This is a genomic window from Clostridium sp. C2-6-12, from assembly GCF_009928485.1.
In the GTDB taxonomy this organism is placed as follows: domain Bacteria; phylum Bacillota; class Clostridia; order Clostridiales; family Clostridiaceae; genus Clostridium.
The window spans coordinates 140,745-158,045 of record NZ_JAABNP010000010.1 but is presented as its reverse complement, the minus strand read 5'-3'; the positions used below and the strand labels follow the sequence as shown (position 1 = coordinate 158,045).

General features: G+C 28.8%; 14 protein-coding genes and 1 pseudogene. 9 read left to right on the top strand and 6 right to left on the bottom strand.

What is annotated here, in order from left to right; translation table 11 throughout:
- Positions 1-27: 27 nt before the first annotated feature.
- The 4 genes from GXK56_RS10625 to GXK56_RS10610 all read left to right on the top strand — a co-directional run bounded on the left by GXK56_RS10625 (position 28) and on the right by GXK56_RS10610 (position 4,525).
- Positions 28-1,083 (top strand): galactose ABC transporter substrate-binding protein, encoded by a 1,056-nt coding sequence (locus GXK56_RS10625; RefSeq protein WP_160687433.1) that lies wholly within the window; start codon positions 28-30, stop codon positions 1,081-1,083.
- Between the two features lie 300 nt (positions 1,084-1,383).
- The gene (locus tag GXK56_RS10620; protein ID WP_160687432.1) at positions 1,384-2,439 is read left to right on the top strand and encodes a galactose ABC transporter substrate-binding protein; all 1,056 of its coding nucleotides are present in this window, start codon (positions 1,384-1,386) and stop codon (positions 2,437-2,439) included.
- Positions 2,440-2,650: 211 nt separating this feature from the next.
- Positions 2,651-3,646 carry a galactose ABC transporter substrate-binding protein gene (locus GXK56_RS10615; protein WP_243156079.1) on the top strand — a complete coding sequence of 332 codons (996 nt, stop codon included), beginning with the start codon at positions 2,651-2,653 and terminating at the stop codon, positions 3,644-3,646.
- A 318-nt stretch (positions 3,647-3,964) separates the two neighbouring features.
- A complete protein-coding gene (locus tag GXK56_RS10610; RefSeq protein WP_160687430.1) occupies positions 3,965-4,525 on the top strand; it encodes a carbonic anhydrase in 561 nt (186 codons plus the stop codon).
- Positions 4,526-4,699: 174 nt separating this feature from the next.
- Here GXK56_RS10610 and GXK56_RS10605 read toward each other — a convergent pair whose 3' ends face one another.
- Entirely contained in the window at positions 4,700-5,443 is a 744-nt protein-coding gene (locus GXK56_RS10605) for a TIGR03915 family putative DNA repair protein (RefSeq protein ID WP_160687429.1), read from the bottom strand.
- Between the two features lie 110 nt (positions 5,444-5,553).
- The gene (locus tag GXK56_RS10600) at positions 5,554-6,981 is read right to left on the bottom strand and encodes a putative DNA modification/repair radical SAM protein (protein WP_160687428.1); all 1,428 of its coding nucleotides are present in this window, start codon (positions 6,979-6,981) and stop codon (positions 5,554-5,556) included.
- Positions 6,982-7,224: 243 nt separating this feature from the next.
- Between GXK56_RS10600 and dcd the strand changes: the two genes are divergently transcribed.
- Together dcd and GXK56_RS10590 are read left to right on the top strand one after the other, a co-directional pair.
- Positions 7,225-7,743 (top strand): dCTP deaminase, encoded by a 519-nt coding sequence (gene dcd, locus GXK56_RS10595; protein WP_160687427.1) that lies wholly within the window; start codon positions 7,225-7,227, stop codon positions 7,741-7,743.
- A gap of 80 nt (positions 7,744-7,823) precedes the next feature.
- On the top strand, positions 7,824-8,777 hold the full coding sequence (locus GXK56_RS10590; RefSeq protein ID WP_160687426.1) for a methyl-accepting chemotaxis protein: 954 nt from the start codon (positions 7,824-7,826) through the stop codon (positions 8,775-8,777).
- Positions 8,778-8,872: 95 nt separating this feature from the next.
- Here the strand turns inward: GXK56_RS10590 and GXK56_RS10585 are convergent, their stop codons facing one another.
- Genes GXK56_RS10585 through GXK56_RS10570 form a run of 4 tightly spaced genes read right to left on the bottom strand, consistent with a single transcriptional unit; the run spans position 8,873 to position 13,598 of the window.
- Complete coding sequence (locus GXK56_RS10585) at positions 8,873-9,895, bottom strand: LacI family DNA-binding transcriptional regulator (RefSeq protein ID WP_160687425.1); 1,023 nt, start codon at positions 9,893-9,895, stop codon at positions 8,873-8,875.
- Positions 9,896-9,907: 12 nt separating this feature from the next.
- Positions 9,908-11,404 (bottom strand): UDP-glucose--hexose-1-phosphate uridylyltransferase, encoded by a 1,497-nt coding sequence (gene galT / locus GXK56_RS10580; RefSeq protein ID WP_160687424.1) that lies wholly within the window; start codon positions 11,402-11,404, stop codon positions 9,908-9,910.
- A 12-nt stretch (positions 11,405-11,416) separates the two neighbouring features.
- The gene (gene galE / locus GXK56_RS10575) at positions 11,417-12,412 is read right to left on the bottom strand and encodes a UDP-glucose 4-epimerase GalE (protein WP_160687423.1); all 996 of its coding nucleotides are present in this window, start codon (positions 12,410-12,412) and stop codon (positions 11,417-11,419) included.
- Between the two features lie 16 nt (positions 12,413-12,428).
- On the bottom strand, positions 12,429-13,598 hold the full coding sequence (locus GXK56_RS10570) for a galactokinase (RefSeq protein WP_160687422.1): 1,170 nt from the start codon (positions 13,596-13,598) through the stop codon (positions 12,429-12,431).
- Positions 13,599-14,573: 975 nt separating this feature from the next.
- Here GXK56_RS10570 and GXK56_RS10560 point away from each other — a divergent pair.
- The 3 genes and pseudogenes from GXK56_RS10560 (at position 14,574) to GXK56_RS10550 (ending at position 17,300) form a co-directional block, all read left to right on the top strand.
- On the top strand, positions 14,574-15,473 hold the full coding sequence (locus GXK56_RS10560) for an HD-GYP domain-containing protein (protein WP_160687420.1): 900 nt from the start codon (positions 14,574-14,576) through the stop codon (positions 15,471-15,473).
- 162 nt (positions 15,474-15,635) lie between these two features.
- The gene (locus GXK56_RS10555) at positions 15,636-16,463 is read left to right on the top strand and encodes a TrmB family transcriptional regulator (protein ID WP_160687419.1); all 828 of its coding nucleotides are present in this window, start codon (positions 15,636-15,638) and stop codon (positions 16,461-16,463) included.
- 33 nt (positions 16,464-16,496) lie between these two features.
- Positions 16,497-17,300 (top strand): annotated as a pseudogene (locus GXK56_RS10550) (AAC(3) family N-acetyltransferase).
- Position 17,301: the final 1 nt, after the last annotated feature.

Here is a 17,301-nt window from a genome sequence, read left to right as displayed (position 1 = left end):
ATAAATCACAACGAGGGGTGAATTTTAGTGAAGGCAATTAAGAAATTATCAATATTCTTAACCGTGATTTTAATTTTTAGTTTATTATCAGCATGTGCTGTTAATACAAAAAAATATATCACCAATGGAGTAAAAGAAATAAAAATAGGAGTGACTTTATACAAACAAGAGGATACCTTTATAGCTGCAATAACTAAGAGCATAGAAGAAATAGCAAAGGAAAAAGAAAGTGAAGGAAAATATAAAATAACTATTAATGTTTTAGATGCAAAAGGAAATTTAAATTACCAAAATAATCAAGTAGATAAATTTATTGCTCAGGATTATGATGTAATATGCGTGAATTTAGTGGATCGTACTTCAGCATCTGTTATCATAGATAAAGCAAAGGCAGCTAATAAACCTGTTATTTTCTTTAACAGGGAACCAGTAGAAGAAGATATGGAACGTTGGAACAAATTATATTATGTTGGAGCACAGGCAGAAGAATCAGGAAAAATGCAGGCAAATATTATTATAGATGAATATAAAAATGATAAGAGAAAAGTTGATAAGAATGGTGATGGAAAAATTCAATATGTTATGCTTGAAGGGGAACAAGGTCATCAAGATTCAGCCATAAGAACAGAATATTGCATTAAAACAATAGCTGAAAATGGAATTGAATTAGAAAAATTAGCTGATGATACTGCAAATTGGGAGGGAGCTCAAGCAACTACAAAAATGACACAGTGGTTAAAAACTTTCGGAGATAAAATTGAAGTTGTCTTTAGTAATAACGATGCTATGGCTCTTGGAGCTTTAAGCGCTTTAGATAATTTAAATGTAACAGAAAATAGGCCGTTAGTTGTAGGAATTGATGGATTACCTGATGCACTAAAGGCTGTAAAAAATGGTTCAATGACCGGAACGGTTATTAATGATTTCAAGGCACAGGCAGATTCAATTTTTAATTTGGCATATACATTATCCGTGAATGGAAACGTATCTTCAATTAAGGGATTAGAGAGAGGTAAGTATATAAGAGCTTCTCATACTAAGGTTACGCAGGAGAATATTGACTCTTTTATTCAAGATAAATAAATCTTATTTGAAACAAATAAGCTGTATAAATTTCAAAATGCAGTTTATTTGTTTTTTATTTGCAAAAAAATATATTTTAAAATGATTACGCCATAGATTATGTGACTATGACCCAAATTAAGTAGAAATATATATAACGAATGATCTAAAAGAATTAATTTTGAAGAACAAAAGGATATGATTTTAGTATAAATTAACATAGGAAATAGCATAATAAAATTATAGTGATATTGTTGAATTTTATTATCAGTAATATGTTAGTACATATATGATTAATAGTAACTCAAATGGGAGGCTAGGATGAAATATTTAAAAAATATTTTATTAATAATTATATTTATTTACTTTGTTAATTATATAATAATGGGTCATAGCAATTATGCTATTTCAACGAATTATAGTATTGTTCAAGGAGAGCCGGTAAAGGTAAGTGTATTATTATATAGATTTGATGATGCATACATTTCTTTAGTAAAGAAAAGTTTGGAGGAGATTGAAGTTAATAATCATGGAAAAGTAAAGTTTGATTTTTATAATGGTGAAAATAATCAAACAATTCAAAATGAAACACTTGATACAATATTAAACGAAAAAAAAGCAGATTTAATATTATTAAATCTAGTTGATACAAGAAGTACTAAACAGGCAGTTGATAAGATTAAGGAAAATAATATTCCAGTAGTTTTATTTAATAGAGAACCTATAGATATAGAAGCAATTAAATCCTATAATAAATCATATTTTGTAGGCACAAATGCAAGAGAAGCAGGGATAATACAAGGGAATATTTTAGTGAATCAATGGAGACAAAATAAGACTGAAATAGATAGAAATAAAGATGATATAATGCAATATATTATGCTAATAGGTAAAGCGGGAAATATAGAAGCATTTGAACGTTCAAAATATTCGGTTTTAACAATTAATAATGCAGGAATAAAAACTCAGGAACTTGGAACAAAAGTATGTAATTGGAACCAAGAGGAAGGAAAAAATGCTATGAGAGCCTTGCTTTCTCAATGGGGAAATAAAATAGAAGCAGTAATTTCTAATAATGATTCAATGGCTATAGGTGCAATTGAGGCGCTTCAGGAGCAGGGATATAATAATGGAGATAAAACCAAAATTATACCGGTTATAGGAGTAGATGCAATACCAAAAGCGCAAGAATTAATTAAAGAAGGAATTATGACAGGTTCAGTTCTACAAGATCCTTTTGCTATGGCAGAAGCCCTTTATTATGTAGGAATAAATTTAGTATACAATAGAAGTCCTCTAGATGGTACAGAATACAAATTTGATGAAACAGGAGTTGCTATACGTATTCCTTATAAAGAGTATATAGTTAATCAATAACTGTATTTTGAGAGATGCATAGTGACGTTATATATGATATAGTTTTTTATTAAAATTAGATGATAATTTAATGATATCATAAAAGGTAGTTTTAATAATTGAGTAATATTAATGTGAATTTAAAATGTACAGATATTTAATAAGACAGGAAAGGATTAATATTATGTTTAAAAGTATATGGAAATATTGTAGTATTATCATAATTATTTTTATGGTAATACTAAGTCATAATACAAATTTTGCAAGTGCCAATATATTTCCTAGAGAAAATAAAGTTATTAAAGCAGGTGTATTATTATATAGGTTTGATGATGCATATATTTCTTTAGTACGAGAAAGTTTGGAAAAAATTCAAAATGATAATCCCAATAAAATTATTTTTACATTTTATGATGGAAAGAATGATCAGCAGGTGCAAAATGGAACACTTGAAAATTTACTTGAAAAAAATGAAAATGATATTTTGTTAATAAATTTAGTAGAAACTAATAGTACAAGGGAAGTAATTAATAAAGTTAAAGAACAAAATATTCCTGTAATATTGTTTAACAGGGAACCAGTTTCTATAGATGCTGTTAAGTCTTATAATAAATCCTGTTATATAGGGACAGAAGTAGCTGAAGCTGGAGTACTTCAAGGAAAGGGTGTTACAAATATATGGAATAATAATAAATCAGCAATAGATAAAAATAATGATAATATACTGCAATATATCATGCTAATGGGAGAAACAGATAATCTTGAAGCTGTTACAAGGACAAAGTATTCTATTTTGTCTATTAACAATTCAGGTATAAAAACTGAAGAACTTGCTATAAAAGTTTGCGATTGGAACAAGGAAGAAGCTAAAAATGCTACAAAAGCATTATTTTCTCAGCTTGGAAACAAAATTGAAGCCATAATTTCTAACAACGATTCAATGGCAATAGGTGCAATTGAAGCATTGCAGGAATATGGATATAATAAGGGAGATAAAAATCAAACAATAACCGTGGTTGGAGTAGATGCAATACCGGAAGCTCAAAAGTTGATCAAGGATGGAATTATGGCAGGGTCTGTGCTTCAGGATTCAAATGCATTAGCAAATGCATTATATAAAGTTGGGACTAATTTAGTTTATAATAGAAATGCTCTTTACGATACAAAGTATAAATTTGATGACACAGGAGTTTCAATTCGACTGCCCTATGAAGAATATAAGCCATAAGAGTTATTTTAGATAAAATGAAAATAATTAGCTTTACATTATTACAAAGTTAAATTACTATAGTATATAATAAAATTGTAATAGTTAATAAGTAAAAAAGAAAAGCTTAGTATTAAAATACCATGCTTTTCTTCGAAAAAATTATTGAATTTATTGCAAAAAAACAAAAATATTACAGTTAAAGTTACAATTACAGCAGTTACAGTTAAGAAGAGTGATACTAAAAATTCATTATCCTTTCTTAACTTATAACGCTTAATTTCCAACAGGGTAACCTAAAGGGCATTAACTCTTAACTGAATTACGGGGGGCTGAAAAATGAGTAAATTAGAAGAAATTATTTCGTATAACAAAAATTTCATAAGCAATAAGGAATATGAAGAATATGTCACAACTAAAATACCAAAAAAGAAAATGGTAATATTATCATGTATGGATACAAGATTAACAGAATTATTGCCAAAGGCTATGAATATTAAAAATGGAGATGCTAAAATAATTAAAGATGCAGGGGCAACAGTTATGCATCCATTTGGTGGCGTAATGAGGAGCATTTTAGTTGCGTTTTATGAATTTGGAACAGAAGATGTTTTTGTAGTAGGGCATCATGGATGTGGAATGAGTAATTTAGATACAAAAAGTCTTATAAATAAAATGATTGATAGAGGTATAAAGGAAGAAACTTTATCAACCTTACAAAATGCTGGAATTAATGTTGAAAGATGGCTTCATGGTTTTGAATCAGTAGAAGAATCTATAAAAGAAAGTGTAAAGATGATAAAAGAACATCCTCTATTTCCTAAGGAAGTAAAAGTTCATGGACTTATTATGTGTCCAGAAACAGGGGAAGTAGAAGTTGTTGTAAATGGCGATTTATAATAAAACATTATAAAAGAAAAATATACAAGTTTAATTCATGAAAGGGATAGATTAAACTTGTATATTTTTTTGTGTAAATATTATTACCATTAAATGCTACGACATAATTTTCCAAAAGTAAATATGCATACAGCATATATTGAAATAAATCAAAACATAGGAAAGAATATCAAATTAGCTTGAAGTTTCTAATATGTGCTTCCAATATCTCTTTGGCATAAGTCTGGCCTGCAATTTTGGATTTCGTCTTTCTTCTATAGTTGTAGATTTAAAATATGTTTTCCAAAGACTAGAATATTGGTCTTCATGAGATTTAAGCTGTTCATAAGTTTCTTTGTCCATATCAATAATTTCGTAGGAAAATTTATTATATATTAATGCTTTTTCTCTTGAAATATCATTAATAATAAAGTATTCTCTTGAAAACCTATTTTTAAAATGATCGCCAAGGAGTTCAAGGATATCATTGTCAGGTTCAATAGAAGAATATAAAAATTTTTCATCGACACAATTAAATCGAATAAAACCAGTGAACCTATGGGCTTCATGAGTAACTCTTTTATTTAACTCATCAATCAACCGTATTTCGTAAATATTTAAAAAGTTATGAACCTTAGGGCCAATTTTAAAAGCCACCTTTAGGTATTTAAATATAAGCATTTCTTTATCTTTTTCATTACTTAAAAAGGCAGTATAAATTTTTTTTAAGGCAAGTAAATTTATTTTTTGTATAATAGCATTTTTCACTTTTGAAAATTTATCTTTTTCAGTAATAATTTCTTTTATATCTCCAAGCATAAGTGGTGCATTAGAGTCATTTATTCCATATATATAAGAAGGGGGCTCTTTTGAATAAAAACCATCATAAATTGCAGTTAATAAACCTTCAAAAGTATTGTCATATATAAATAATATCATAATATCACATCAATCCTTTCGTTAACTATGGCAATCTAAGTGAGTTGAAATACAAAATAATATTTAGTAATTCTCTGCAGTAAATACTTGTTTTGATAATTTTGTAAAGATTAAAATTGCCCATGTAAAGAAGTAAGTCTGTCATTTAATCTAAGTAAATTTGTCTCAGGTAATATGATATTTGAAGTAACTTCTTTTTTAGAGGGATATATTAAACTTGGATAAGTAATATTTTCCTTAGGAAGTATAATTCCTGAGGAGGTTGATTCTCCTTCTAGCGATAACCCATCAAAGAAAGAGATTTGATTAGGGTTTATTCCTTTATTTTTAGGAACATTTTGTTCCAAAAGTTTATTTCTTATTTTATTGTCATCAAAAGAAACATCACCATAATATTTTCCACTGCAGGTAATGAAATATTTTGCTCTTTTGAGCACAACTCTTAAATTCTTTAAATCTTCAAAGGTTAAACTATGAACACGTCTAGTTTTTAATATTTTTTTTGCAGAAGTAACTCCAATTCCAGGAATACGTAATAATTTTTCATAAGAAGCTTTGTTAATTTCAATAGGAAAATCATTTAAATTTGATAAAGCCCAATATGTTTTTGGATCAAAGTTTAAATCAAAATTATCATCATCATTTTTTAAAAGTTCATTAGCTTTAAATCCATAATATCTAAGAAGCCAATCTGCCTGATATAGCCTGTGTTCACGAATCATTGGTGGATGAGTAATGTCTGGAAGCAACTTATTATCTTTAATAACAGGAACATAGGCTGAATAATAAACTCTTTTTAAACTGAATTTGTTATATAGAGCCTCTGAAAGTTTAAGTATCTTCCCATCATTTTCAGGAGTAGCACCAACAATTAATTGAGTACTTTGACCGCCAGGAACAAAGAGAGGGGTGCTTTTTATAGACTTCTTCATTTCTGTATGATTAATGATAGAATTTTTAATGATACCCATAGGTTTTAATATTTTATCTTTAGTTTTTTGCGGTGCTAAAAGTTTAAGGCTATCACTAGATGGAAGTTCAATGTTGACACTCATTCTATCCACATAAGTGCCAGCTTCATGAATTAACTTTTCATCAGCTCCAGGTATAGCTTTAAGATGAATATAACCATTAAAATTCTTTTCTAAACGCAATTTTTTTACTGTTTTAAGTAAAAGCTCCATAGTGTTATTAGGATTTTTGATGATGGCTGAACTTAAAAAAAGTCCTTCAATATAATTACGCCTATAAAAATTTATAGTCAAATCACAAACTTCATCAGGAGTAAAACTAACCCTTAAAAAATCTCTAGAAGCTCCGTTTATGCAATATTTACAATCAAAAACACAATCATTTGAAAATAATATTTTAAGAAGAGAAATGCAACGTCCATCAGGAGTAAAACTATGACAAATACCAGCCTCAGAGGCATTACCTATCCCATTATTAGAATTTTTTCTTTTTGAACCAGAAGAGGAGCAAGATACATCATATTTTGCTGCATTAGATAAAATCTTTAATTTTTCCATTAAATCCATTTTGTTAACACTTCCTTTTAATAGAAATAATACCGGAACATATATTCGATAATAATATTATATACGAATATATGTTCTGTGACAACTCATATTTCTAAATTATAAATATGATTATATATTGCAAAAAAAATATATGAAATGCATAATGAAAGAGTATACATAAGTAATAATGAAAATATTTGTATAAAAATTATTAAAGAATAATTGGACAGAATTTTGTAATAATTGCCAAGGAGGAATAAGATGATACTTTCAGGAAAAGAAATTAATAATAAAATTGGAAAGGAAATCAAAATTGAACCATATGATGAAAAACAACTTAATCCCAATAGTTATAATTTAAGACTTCATAATGAATTGCTTGTTTATGATGAAGAGGTTCTTGACATGAAAAAACCTAATAAGGTTAAGAGAATAATTATCCCAGAAGAAGGTTTAGTTTTAGAACCAGGAAAATTGTATCTAGGAAGAACCTTAGAATATACTGAGACTAATAAATATGTTCCAATGTTAGAGGGAAGATCTTCAGTAGGTAGATTAGGTTTATTTATTCATGTTACAGCAGGATTCGGAGATGTAGGTTTTAAGGGATATTGGACTTTAGAAATATTCTGTGTTCAACCTATAAGGATTTATTCAGGAGTTGAATTGTGCCAAATATATTATCACTCTGTTGAAGGTGATTATGATGAATATGCAAGCGGAAAATATCAAGATAATGATGGAGTTCAGCCAAGTCTTTTGTATAAAGATTTTCAATAAACTTTTAAAGCTTTTTGTTTTAGTTTAGCTAGAATTCTACGATAATTATTAGTAAGAATAAAATGCAGGGGGATTAATGGATGGTTAATTTTTTTAAAAAAGCAAATAATGTTAGTGAAGCAGTTCAGACTACAAATTTTGGTGAAGAAAAGCCACAAGTTCAAGGTAAAAACAATGATACTATAGAATTTTTAAAAGGTATTAATGTACAAATTGAAGATATAATAAAGCAACATAATAAAGTTAATGGTGAGCATGAAATACTCGCAGAATTAACAGAACAAATTGAAAATCAAATGCAAAAAGTGTTGAATTTAACTGAACAAACAAGTTTATCTACAGATACCCTTTTTAATCAAGGTGGTAATTTAGTTGGAATTACTAAGACAACTTTAGGTAAATCTGTTGAGGGTAAAGAATCAGTTGAAGGAATGATAAAGGTAATTGAAAATCTAGATGTTGAGACAAAAGATACATATAAAAATATTACTTCATTAGGTGAAAAGCTAAAGCAAATTGGTGAAATTGCCCAATTGATCAGTGGAATAGCATCTCAAACAAACCTTCTTGCGCTTAATGCAGCAATAGAAGCTGCAAGAGCAGGGGAGCAAGGTAAAGGATTTTCAGTAGTTGCTGATGAAGTTAGAAAATTAGCTGAAATGACTGGAGAGAGTAGTAGCAATATAACTAAATTGATTAGTGACATTGATACCCAAACTAGAAATGTTTTAAGCAGTGTTGAAAAGAGTACTTTAGCAGTTTCAGATGGGGTTAAATCTTCAAAAGGAGCATTAGAAAAAATAGAAGATGCTTTAAACTCCTTTAATAGTGTTGAGCAAGAAGCAAATAAATTAATTAGTACAATAAATAATCAAAAAGATTATGTAGTTCAAACTATAAGCACAATAAAGGAAGTTGATGGAACTCTTACAACAACTAATAAACAAATCACTGGTCATATTGAAGAAGCTGGAAAAGTAGATAAACAATTAGAAAAGAGTGTATCTAAGATAGCTGAATATGTACAAAAGTAATAAGATATAAAGCAAGATTAAAAAGCAGTCTTAATTCAATAAAGAATAGGACTGCTTTTGGTTTATACTTATCAAGGAGTGCCTGGTAAGTAATTTTATTTGCTCTCTAATTTAGAGATAGTATCTCGCTCAACTAAAGAATTTATAAGAATTATTCTTTTACTATAGGAATTATCAAATTCTATTTTCTCCAATAGTAAGGTTGCTGCATTAGTTCCAAGAAGGAACATGTTTTGATCTATTGTAGTTAACTTAGGTTCAACAAATTTACTTAAATCAATATTGTCAAAGCCAATAATTGATAAATCTTTTGGGACATCTAAATTTAACTTTTTGCAGGCGTTGAGGACACCTACAGCCATAAGATCATTGCAGGCAAAAATGGCTGTTGCTGAAGATTTTTTTAACACATCGAGGAATATGTTAACAGTGTTATCAACAGTTTCGCTGCTATTTCCATTTCCTATGTTAATAATATTTTTTGGATTAAAGCTATTTAACTTCTCCATTGTTGATTTATATACTTTTTCTTTAACATCATAGGAATAACTATCTTTTCCTCTTACAAATAATATATCTTTATGGTTATTTTCCAACAGATGATTTAACGCCATATTTGCTCCCATGGCTTCATCGTTAATAACTGATGAAATGTTTGAAGAAACAGAAGGTCCATTAACAAAAACAACAGGCGTTTGTTTTGAAATGCCATGATAGAATTTTGATTCTACATTTTCTGCATTAGGGTCAATAATTATTATTCCAGACACATTTCTTGATAACAAGTTATTAACACATAATTTTTCTTCTTCGCTGTCATTGTTGCTGCAAGCTAAAACGAGAGATAATGAATTAAGCTTTAAGCTGGTTTCTATTCCAGTTATAACTTCTGGGAAAAACATATTATTAATACTAGGAACTACAACGCCTATAGTAGCTGACTTTTTTTGTGTAAGCTCACGGGCCTGCATGTTAGGTATATAGTTAAGCTCTTCTATAACTTGAAGAACTCTTTGTTTTGTTTCAGCTTTTACAGGATAGTTTCCATTCATTACTCTTGAAACTGTTGCAACTGATACATTTGCTTTTTTAGCCACATCTACTATAGTTAACTTCATAATTACTCCACCTTATAATGTATTTATAAATTTATCAAAGGCTGCAAGGCCTGCTTCATCTCTCTTGTAAACACCTGCATGACATAGTACTTCAAGGAATTTAAATCCAACTTCTTCTTGTAATATACCATAAGCATTTTCTTCTGTTATATTTGAATATTTTTCTAAAAGATTTTTATACCAATTAGCATGTACTGCAACAGTTTCATTATCTGAAATATCAGGTACTTTATTTATTAAACAATCTTTTAATATATTTAATTCTTCTTTTAATCTAGCTGGAAGAACTGCAAGTCCCATAACTTCGATAAGTCCTATATTTTCCTTCTTTATATGATGAACTTCATTATGCGGATGGAAAATACCTAGAGGATGTTCAGCACTTGTTCTATTATTTCTAAGAACTAAATCAAGTTCATAGTTACCATTTCTTTTTCTAGCAATAGGAGTTATAGTGTTATGTGGTTCATCACCTGAATGACTTAGTATACCTACGGATTCATCAGAATAAGTTCTCCAAGAAGTTAAAATATGATCAGCTAAATCTAATAATTTATCTTTAGTCCTACCTGAAAGTCTTACAACAGACATTGGCCATTTAACTCTGCTCACTTCAATATCTTCATAACCAAATAGTGTGTATTTTTTCTCTGCTTCAGCTTCAGCCATAGCAAAAGTATAATGACCACCTTGATAATGATCATGAGATAATATAGAACCACCAACTATAGGTAAATCTGCATTAGATCCGGCAAAGTAATGAGGCAATATATCTGTAAAAATTAATAAGTTTCTAAAAGTATCTTTATTAATTTTCATAGGTATATGTGCATCATTAAATATTATGCAATGTTCATTATAATAAGTGTAAGGAGAGTATTGCAAGAAGTATTTTTGCCCTCCAGTAAAATCTAAAGGTATAATTCTATGAGTTTGTCTTGCTGGGTGATTTATGTGTCCATAGAAACCTTCATTTTCCTTACATAATAAACATTTTGGATATGAGCTTGATTTAATTAACTTAGCCTTAGCTATATCCCTTGGATCTTTTTCTGGTTTTGAAAGATTTATTGTTATGTCTAAATCGCCATATTCAGTCTTAGCTTTCCAAACGATATTTTTATCGATTCTGTCTTTTCTGATATAGTTAGAAGCTATGCTTAAATTATAGTAATATTCAGTAGCCTTTTCTGGATTTTCCTTATATAATTCATTAAATTTACTTATAACTTCTGATGGTCTAGGCATAAGACAATTCATTATTTCAGTATCAAATAAATCTCTTTCAGTAACAGTATTTTCTATTAAATTTTGCTCAGATGCATAATCTAATATGTTTTCTAATATAGGGGTAGGTGTTACTAATCTCTCATTAACTTCTTCTGGATAAAATTCATTTAATTTAAGTGTTCCAAGAAGTAGGTTAGTAGAGTAGATTTTATCTTCTTCTGTTATAAGGTTTTGCTGAAGAGCAAAATTTATAAGTCTGTTTATTTCATAGTTTATCATTTAAAATCCCCCTTATTTACGGTCTCCATAACCATCTGGATGAGATTTGTGCCATCCCCAAGCAGTGTTTATTACATCTTTAACATCTGTAAATTTAGGTACCCATCCTAAGATATTTCTAGCTTTTTCATTTGAAGCTATTAATCTTGCAGGGTCACCAGCACGTCTTTCACCAATAACAACTTTAATGTCTTCTTGAGTAGCTTCCTTAGCTGAATTGATCATTTCCTTAACGCTGAAGCCAACTCCATTACCAAGATTGAAGATATTGCTTTCATTACCAGCTTGTAAATATTCAACAGCTTTAATATGTGCATCTGCTAAATCAAGAACATGGATGTAATCTCTGATACATGTTCCATCTGGAGTATCGTAATCTTCTCCAAAAACAGTTATAGCCTCTCTTTTTCCTAGTGGTACTTGAAGGATTAATGGAATTAAGTGACTTTCTGGAGAGTGATCTTCACCAATGCTTCCATCTTCAATAGCACCAGCAGCGTTGAAATATCTTAAAGAAACAAAAGTTATTCCATTAGCTTGACTTACCCATTTCATCATTTTTTCCATAGTAAGTTTTGTTTCACCATAAGGGTTTGTTGGATTAGTTTCATCATTTTCAAGTATAGGAATCTTTTTAGGTTCTCCATATACTGCTGCAGTAGAAGAGAATACTATGTGTTTTATGTTATTCTTTACCATGCTTTCAAGTAAAACTTGCATACCATATACATTATTGTTGAAGTACATTAATGGTTTTGTCATACTTTCTCCAACAAGTGAGTTAGCAGCAAAATGTATTACAGCTTCAATATTATTTTCTGTAAAAACTTTATCTAAAAATTCAGCGTCTCTTATATCACCTTGGTAGAATTTTGCCTTTGGATGAACAGCATTTAAATGACCAGATTGTAAATTATCTACTATTACAACATCCTTATTTTGTTTTATAAGTTCATACACTGTATGAGAACCTATATATCCAGCACCACCACAAACTAATATTGACATATTAACATCTCCTTTATTAACTAAGTTTTCTTGTTCCGTCAGAAATACTTACTACATAGAAATCTGGTTCATAACCAATTTTTTCTTTATATTTAGCTGTTAAAGTTTCTTTGAATTTATCTATGCATTCATCTTTTACTATGCTTACGGTACATCCACCGAAACCGGCTCCAGTCATACGAGAACCAACTACACCTTCTGCTTCCCAAGCTAATTCAACTAAGGTATCTAATTCTATTCCAGTAACTTCATAATCATCTCTTAAAGAAATATGAGATTCATTCATAAGCTTACCAAATAACTCCAAGTTACTATCTTCTAAAGCTTTTACAGCTTTTAAAGTTCTTTGATTTTCGTAAACAGCATGTTTTGCTCTCTTTGTTTTGATTGGATCACCGATACAATCTTTTACAGCTTCAAATTCTTCTTCAGTAAGTTCACCTAAAGCAGTGATATTTTTTACTGTTTGGATCTTAGCTAAAGCATCTTCACATTCTCCACGTCTTTCATTATACTTAGAATCAGCTAAACCTCTCTTTTTGTTTGTATTACCGATTACTATCTTATAACCATCAAGATTTAACTTGCTGTAAGAATAATTTAGAGTGTTACAATCTAAAAGGATTGCACAATTTTCTTTACCCATACCAACAGCAAATTGGTCCATTATTCCACAGTTTACACCGATAAATTTGTTTTCAGCTTCTTGGCACATCTTAACTATATCAACCATATCAATTTTGAAGTTAAATGATTCATTTAATATAGTTCCCATTAATACTTCTAATGAAGCAGAAGATGATAAACCAGAACCATTAGGAATGTTACCATAGAAAAGAATTTCAAAACCATTTTCAGCTTTAAAACCATGGTTTTCTAATGTTTTAATTACTCCTTTTGGATAGTTTGCCCAATCATGTTCTTTTTCATAAACCATATTATCTAAAGAAAATTCTATAACTCCTAAATCTTTAAAGTTTAAAGAGTGAAGTAAAACTTTCTTATCATCTCTTTTTGCAACTATTGCATAAGTTCCAATTGTTAATGCACAAGGAAATACATTACCACCATTATAATCTGTATGTTCACCAATTAAATTAACTCTACCAGGTGAAAAGAAAACACTTTCAGAGTCTTTTTTAAATACTTCAGTAAAATTGCTTTTTAATAAATTAATATCGTACATATTTAACTCCTCCTTATTCTATATTTTTATAGTAAGCGATTTCTATAAAAAAGTAAAGGGGAATTTATTTAGAAATATAAATTTCTTTTAAGAATAATGAATGGTTGGACTAAAGGCTAGTTATATAGCCAAAAGTATGGTGGGAATGATTTGTGTTTATAATTTATAAAGCATTGATTAAAAGTTTTTTTATGTATAAAGTTAATAAAAATAAGATGATATTGATTGCAAAGTAAAAAAATATGAAAAGAAAATAGAAAAGGCTTACTTTAATTGTATACATATAAGTAATGTCATGTTCAGTAAAACTAATTATAATGGCAAGAATAGTAAATTAGATAGTATTATTTTAAGAAGTTTAAATATGGGTTATAATATTAAAGTAGTAATAAAATACTAAAAAGAATTTTTACGTAATCTAACACTGTATAGGAGAGGGGGAGTGTTATGTTTGAGTAAGATAAAATAGATTATTCAAATGATAAAGCTGCTATATTAAATATTATTAATATTCAAAAGTTTATTTATAAATAATGATATAACTGATGTTATTATATAATGAAGCTGGATATCTAAATGATAAAAATAATGATTTTATTCAGCTGGCAAGATTAATTAGAAATAAAATTGGACAACTATCTGTTGAATCTATAATTGAATTTTTAGAGAATAGTAAGAAATTCTTGTTGAGATACAGGAATTTATAAAAGGTTATTTAAATAAATAGTAACGTTATAAATGTAAGATTGTATCTATTTTGATGAGTATCACTATATATGTGGTAAAAATACATATGGTAATATTCTTTAGAATACGGACCAAAATCCGGGTTGAGTGTAAATGGAACCAGAAAAGTAGTTAAATGAAAACGATATATTAAATGTAATAGTTTTAAATAAAATAACTTGTCTTATGTATAAGGAGAGAGTTTTAAATTTAAATTGAGAATAAACATATGAGGAAGGTCGAAGATTTATGGATATGAGTTCATGGATAAGCTTTGTATTAGTAATTATGGGAGCACTTATAATGAGTATAAACATAATAAAATATTGTAAGGCGTATAGAAATTTTAAATTAATACATAATGCAAAACGTAAATTTCTAAATATAGAGTGCAAAATACATCTATTGCTCATATGTTTTTTTCTATTAGGATATTTATCAGTAGCAGTAGGAATATTATTTAATCAAATTGAAATTAGATTAACTTTTGTTGGACTAATATTCTTTTTTGGTGCAATATTTGTATTTATAGGAATACTTATTCAATCTAAAATGTTTCATTTAGTTAATGAAACCTATCTTCAAACAATCAGAGCTTTAATAAGTGCAATAGAAGTTAGAGATAAATATACTATGGGACATTCTGAACATGTTGCAAATTTATCAGTAATGATATCTCAGAGATTAGCAAAAAGCTGTGATGAGGATATGTTAGAGTATGCCGGCCTTCTACATGATATAGGTAAGATTGGAGTACCAGAAGACATACTAAATAAACCAGGAAAGCTCAGTGATTCAGAATATGATGTAATAAAGATACATCCACAAAAGGGTACAGAGATTATTAGAAACATTAGAGGACTGGATGAAATATCAGAATGGATATTATATCATCATGAAAGAATAGATGGTAAGGGCTATTATAGTGTATCAAAGGAAAATATTCCATTAGAATCTAGAATATTGGCTGTTGCAGATACTTTTTCAGCATTGGTTACTAATAGACCATACAGACAGGGAATGAAATATGAAAGGGCAATTGAAATAATGAAAGAATGTGCTGGAAGCCAATTAGATGCAGAAATATTAAAGGTGTTTCTAAATATACCAGCTGAAGAATTAGATAGATGTCTTCCTAAAAATTTATAAAGAGGATAATCTTTTGTTTGGAATAAAATAAATTCAAGCAAAAGGTTATCTTCTTTGTTTCTATATGAGAAAGTTGTTAAATAGTAAATAATTTGCATAAAAATAATAATATTGACATAGATATATATTGAGTAGTACAATTTGTACAACGAGGTGATAAACGTGGAAGAAGAGTTAATTAAAAAATTACAAACATTAAATTTTAATAAAATTGAAGCAATGGTTTATATTGAATTAGTAAAGTCAAACGAACTTAATGGGTCTCAAATAGCAAAAAAAATTAATGCATCTAGATCTTCAGTTTATTTAGCACTGGATAATTTATATAAAAGAGGCTGCGTATATTTAATTTCCGGAGATACAAATATGTACACAGCAGAAAAACCAGATATTTTAATTGAAAAAATGAAATCAAACTTTGAAGAATCGGCTAATACTATTAAAGATGAACTGTTAAAGCTGGAACAGGGGGATACAGAAAAAAATTATTATAACTTAAGCGGTACCCAAAATTTTATAAATAAAGCAAAAGAATTATTACTTTATGCAGAAAAGGAAGTATATATTAATACTTGCATAGATTTACAAATTTTTAAAAGTGAATTTGATACGTTAGATAAAAAAGGTGTAAGAATAATAGTATTTACATATAAACATATGAATGTAGATAATTTGCCAATAGAAATGCATTATCATTCAATTGAAGCAAATAATGAAGTTGAAAATAAAGAAGATGAAATACGTTTAATGATGGTAGTAGATTTAAACTATACGCTTATTTGTTCTGCAAATGGTGAAAACGAAGAAATGACAGGAACCTTTACTGAAAATCAATTTCTTGCCAATATAGTATCAGAGCATATTCATCATGATATATATTTATTAAAATTGAAGGAGAGAGAAGGAAAAGAATTAATAGATGAAGAGATTTTAATAGGAAGTTTATTGGAAAAGAGAGGAGGAAATAAGACCTCTTTAAAATATATATAAATATTTAAATATAAGGGCATGGAGGAATAAGGAATGGAAGAGAAAAAAGAATCAAGGGCTATATTAACTAAGGAAGACTTAATAGAAGGTTTCAAAAGTTGTGGAGTTTCGAAGGGACAGGCAATTTTTGTACACACTTCTTTAAAGAGCTTGGGCTTTGTTGTAGGAGGTGCTGAAATTCTAATAAGAGCACTTCTTGAAATAGTAGGAGAGGAAGGCACTTTAATGATGCCATCTCAAACATGGAAGAATCTTGATCCATCAACAGGCGTACACTGGGAGGAACCAGAGGAATGGTGACCTATAATACGTGAAAATTGGCCAGCATATGATAAAGAAATTACTCCAGCAATTAATATGGGAGAGGTTGCAGAAATGTTTAGAAAATGGCCAGGAGCAAAAAGGTCAAATCATCCTGCAAGGTCAATAGCAGCAGTTGGAAAACATGCGGAATATATTACAAAAGAACATGATTTAAGTAATATTTTTGGAGAAAATTCACCAGTAGATAAATTATATAAATTAGATGGATATGTATTACTTATTGGAGTTGGATATGATAAGAATACATCTCTACACTTGGCAGAAGTTAGAGCGAATTTTCCAAGCAAAAAGTTTACAAATGAGAGTAGTGCAATCATGATTAATGGTAAAAGAGAATGGGTAACATATAATACTCAAGCTGTAGATGATGAGGATTTTGTAAGGCTTGGAGAGGAATATGAGAGAGAAAGAAACATAAAAGTTCACAAGGTTGGAAATGCAGATGTAAGATTAATCAGACAAAGAGATTTAGTAGATTGGGCTGTTAAATGGATGGAGAAAAATAGAAATTAAA

Excerpts from the sequence above, each read along its gene's own strand:
- GXK56_RS10585 (WP_160687425.1), bottom strand. The coding sequence starts at position 9,895 with ATGAAGTTAACTATAGTAGATGTGGCTAAAAAAGCAAATGTATCAGTT.
- GXK56_RS10620 (WP_160687432.1), top strand. The coding sequence starts at position 1,384 with ATGAAATATTTAAAAAATATTTTATTAATAATTATATTTATTTACTTT.
- dcd (WP_160687427.1), top strand. The coding sequence starts at position 7,225 with ATGATACTTTCAGGAAAAGAAATTAATAATAAAATTGGAAAGGAAATC.
- galE (WP_160687423.1), bottom strand. The coding sequence starts at position 12,412 with ATGTCAATATTAGTTTGTGGTGGTGCTGGATATATAGGTTCTCATACA.
- GXK56_RS10605 (WP_160687429.1), bottom strand. The coding sequence starts at position 5,443 with ATGATATTATTTATATATGACAATACTTTTGAAGGTTTATTAACTGCA.
- GXK56_RS10560 (WP_160687420.1), top strand. The coding sequence starts at position 14,574 with ATGGATATGAGTTCATGGATAAGCTTTGTATTAGTAATTATGGGAGCA.
- GXK56_RS10590 (WP_160687426.1), top strand. The coding sequence starts at position 7,824 with ATGGTTAATTTTTTTAAAAAAGCAAATAATGTTAGTGAAGCAGTTCAG.
- GXK56_RS10615 (WP_243156079.1), top strand. The coding sequence starts at position 2,651 with ATGGTAATACTAAGTCATAATACAAATTTTGCAAGTGCCAATATATTT.
- GXK56_RS10570 (WP_160687422.1), bottom strand. The coding sequence starts at position 13,598 with ATGTACGATATTAATTTATTAAAAAGCAATTTTACTGAAGTATTTAAA.
- galT (WP_160687424.1), bottom strand. The coding sequence starts at position 11,404 with ATGATAAACTATGAAATAAACAGACTTATAAATTTTGCTCTTCAGCAA.
- GXK56_RS10610 (WP_160687430.1), top strand. The coding sequence starts at position 3,965 with ATGAGTAAATTAGAAGAAATTATTTCGTATAACAAAAATTTCATAAGC.
- GXK56_RS10600 (WP_160687428.1), bottom strand. The coding sequence starts at position 6,981 with ATGGATTTAATGGAAAAATTAAAGATTTTATCTAATGCAGCAAAATAT.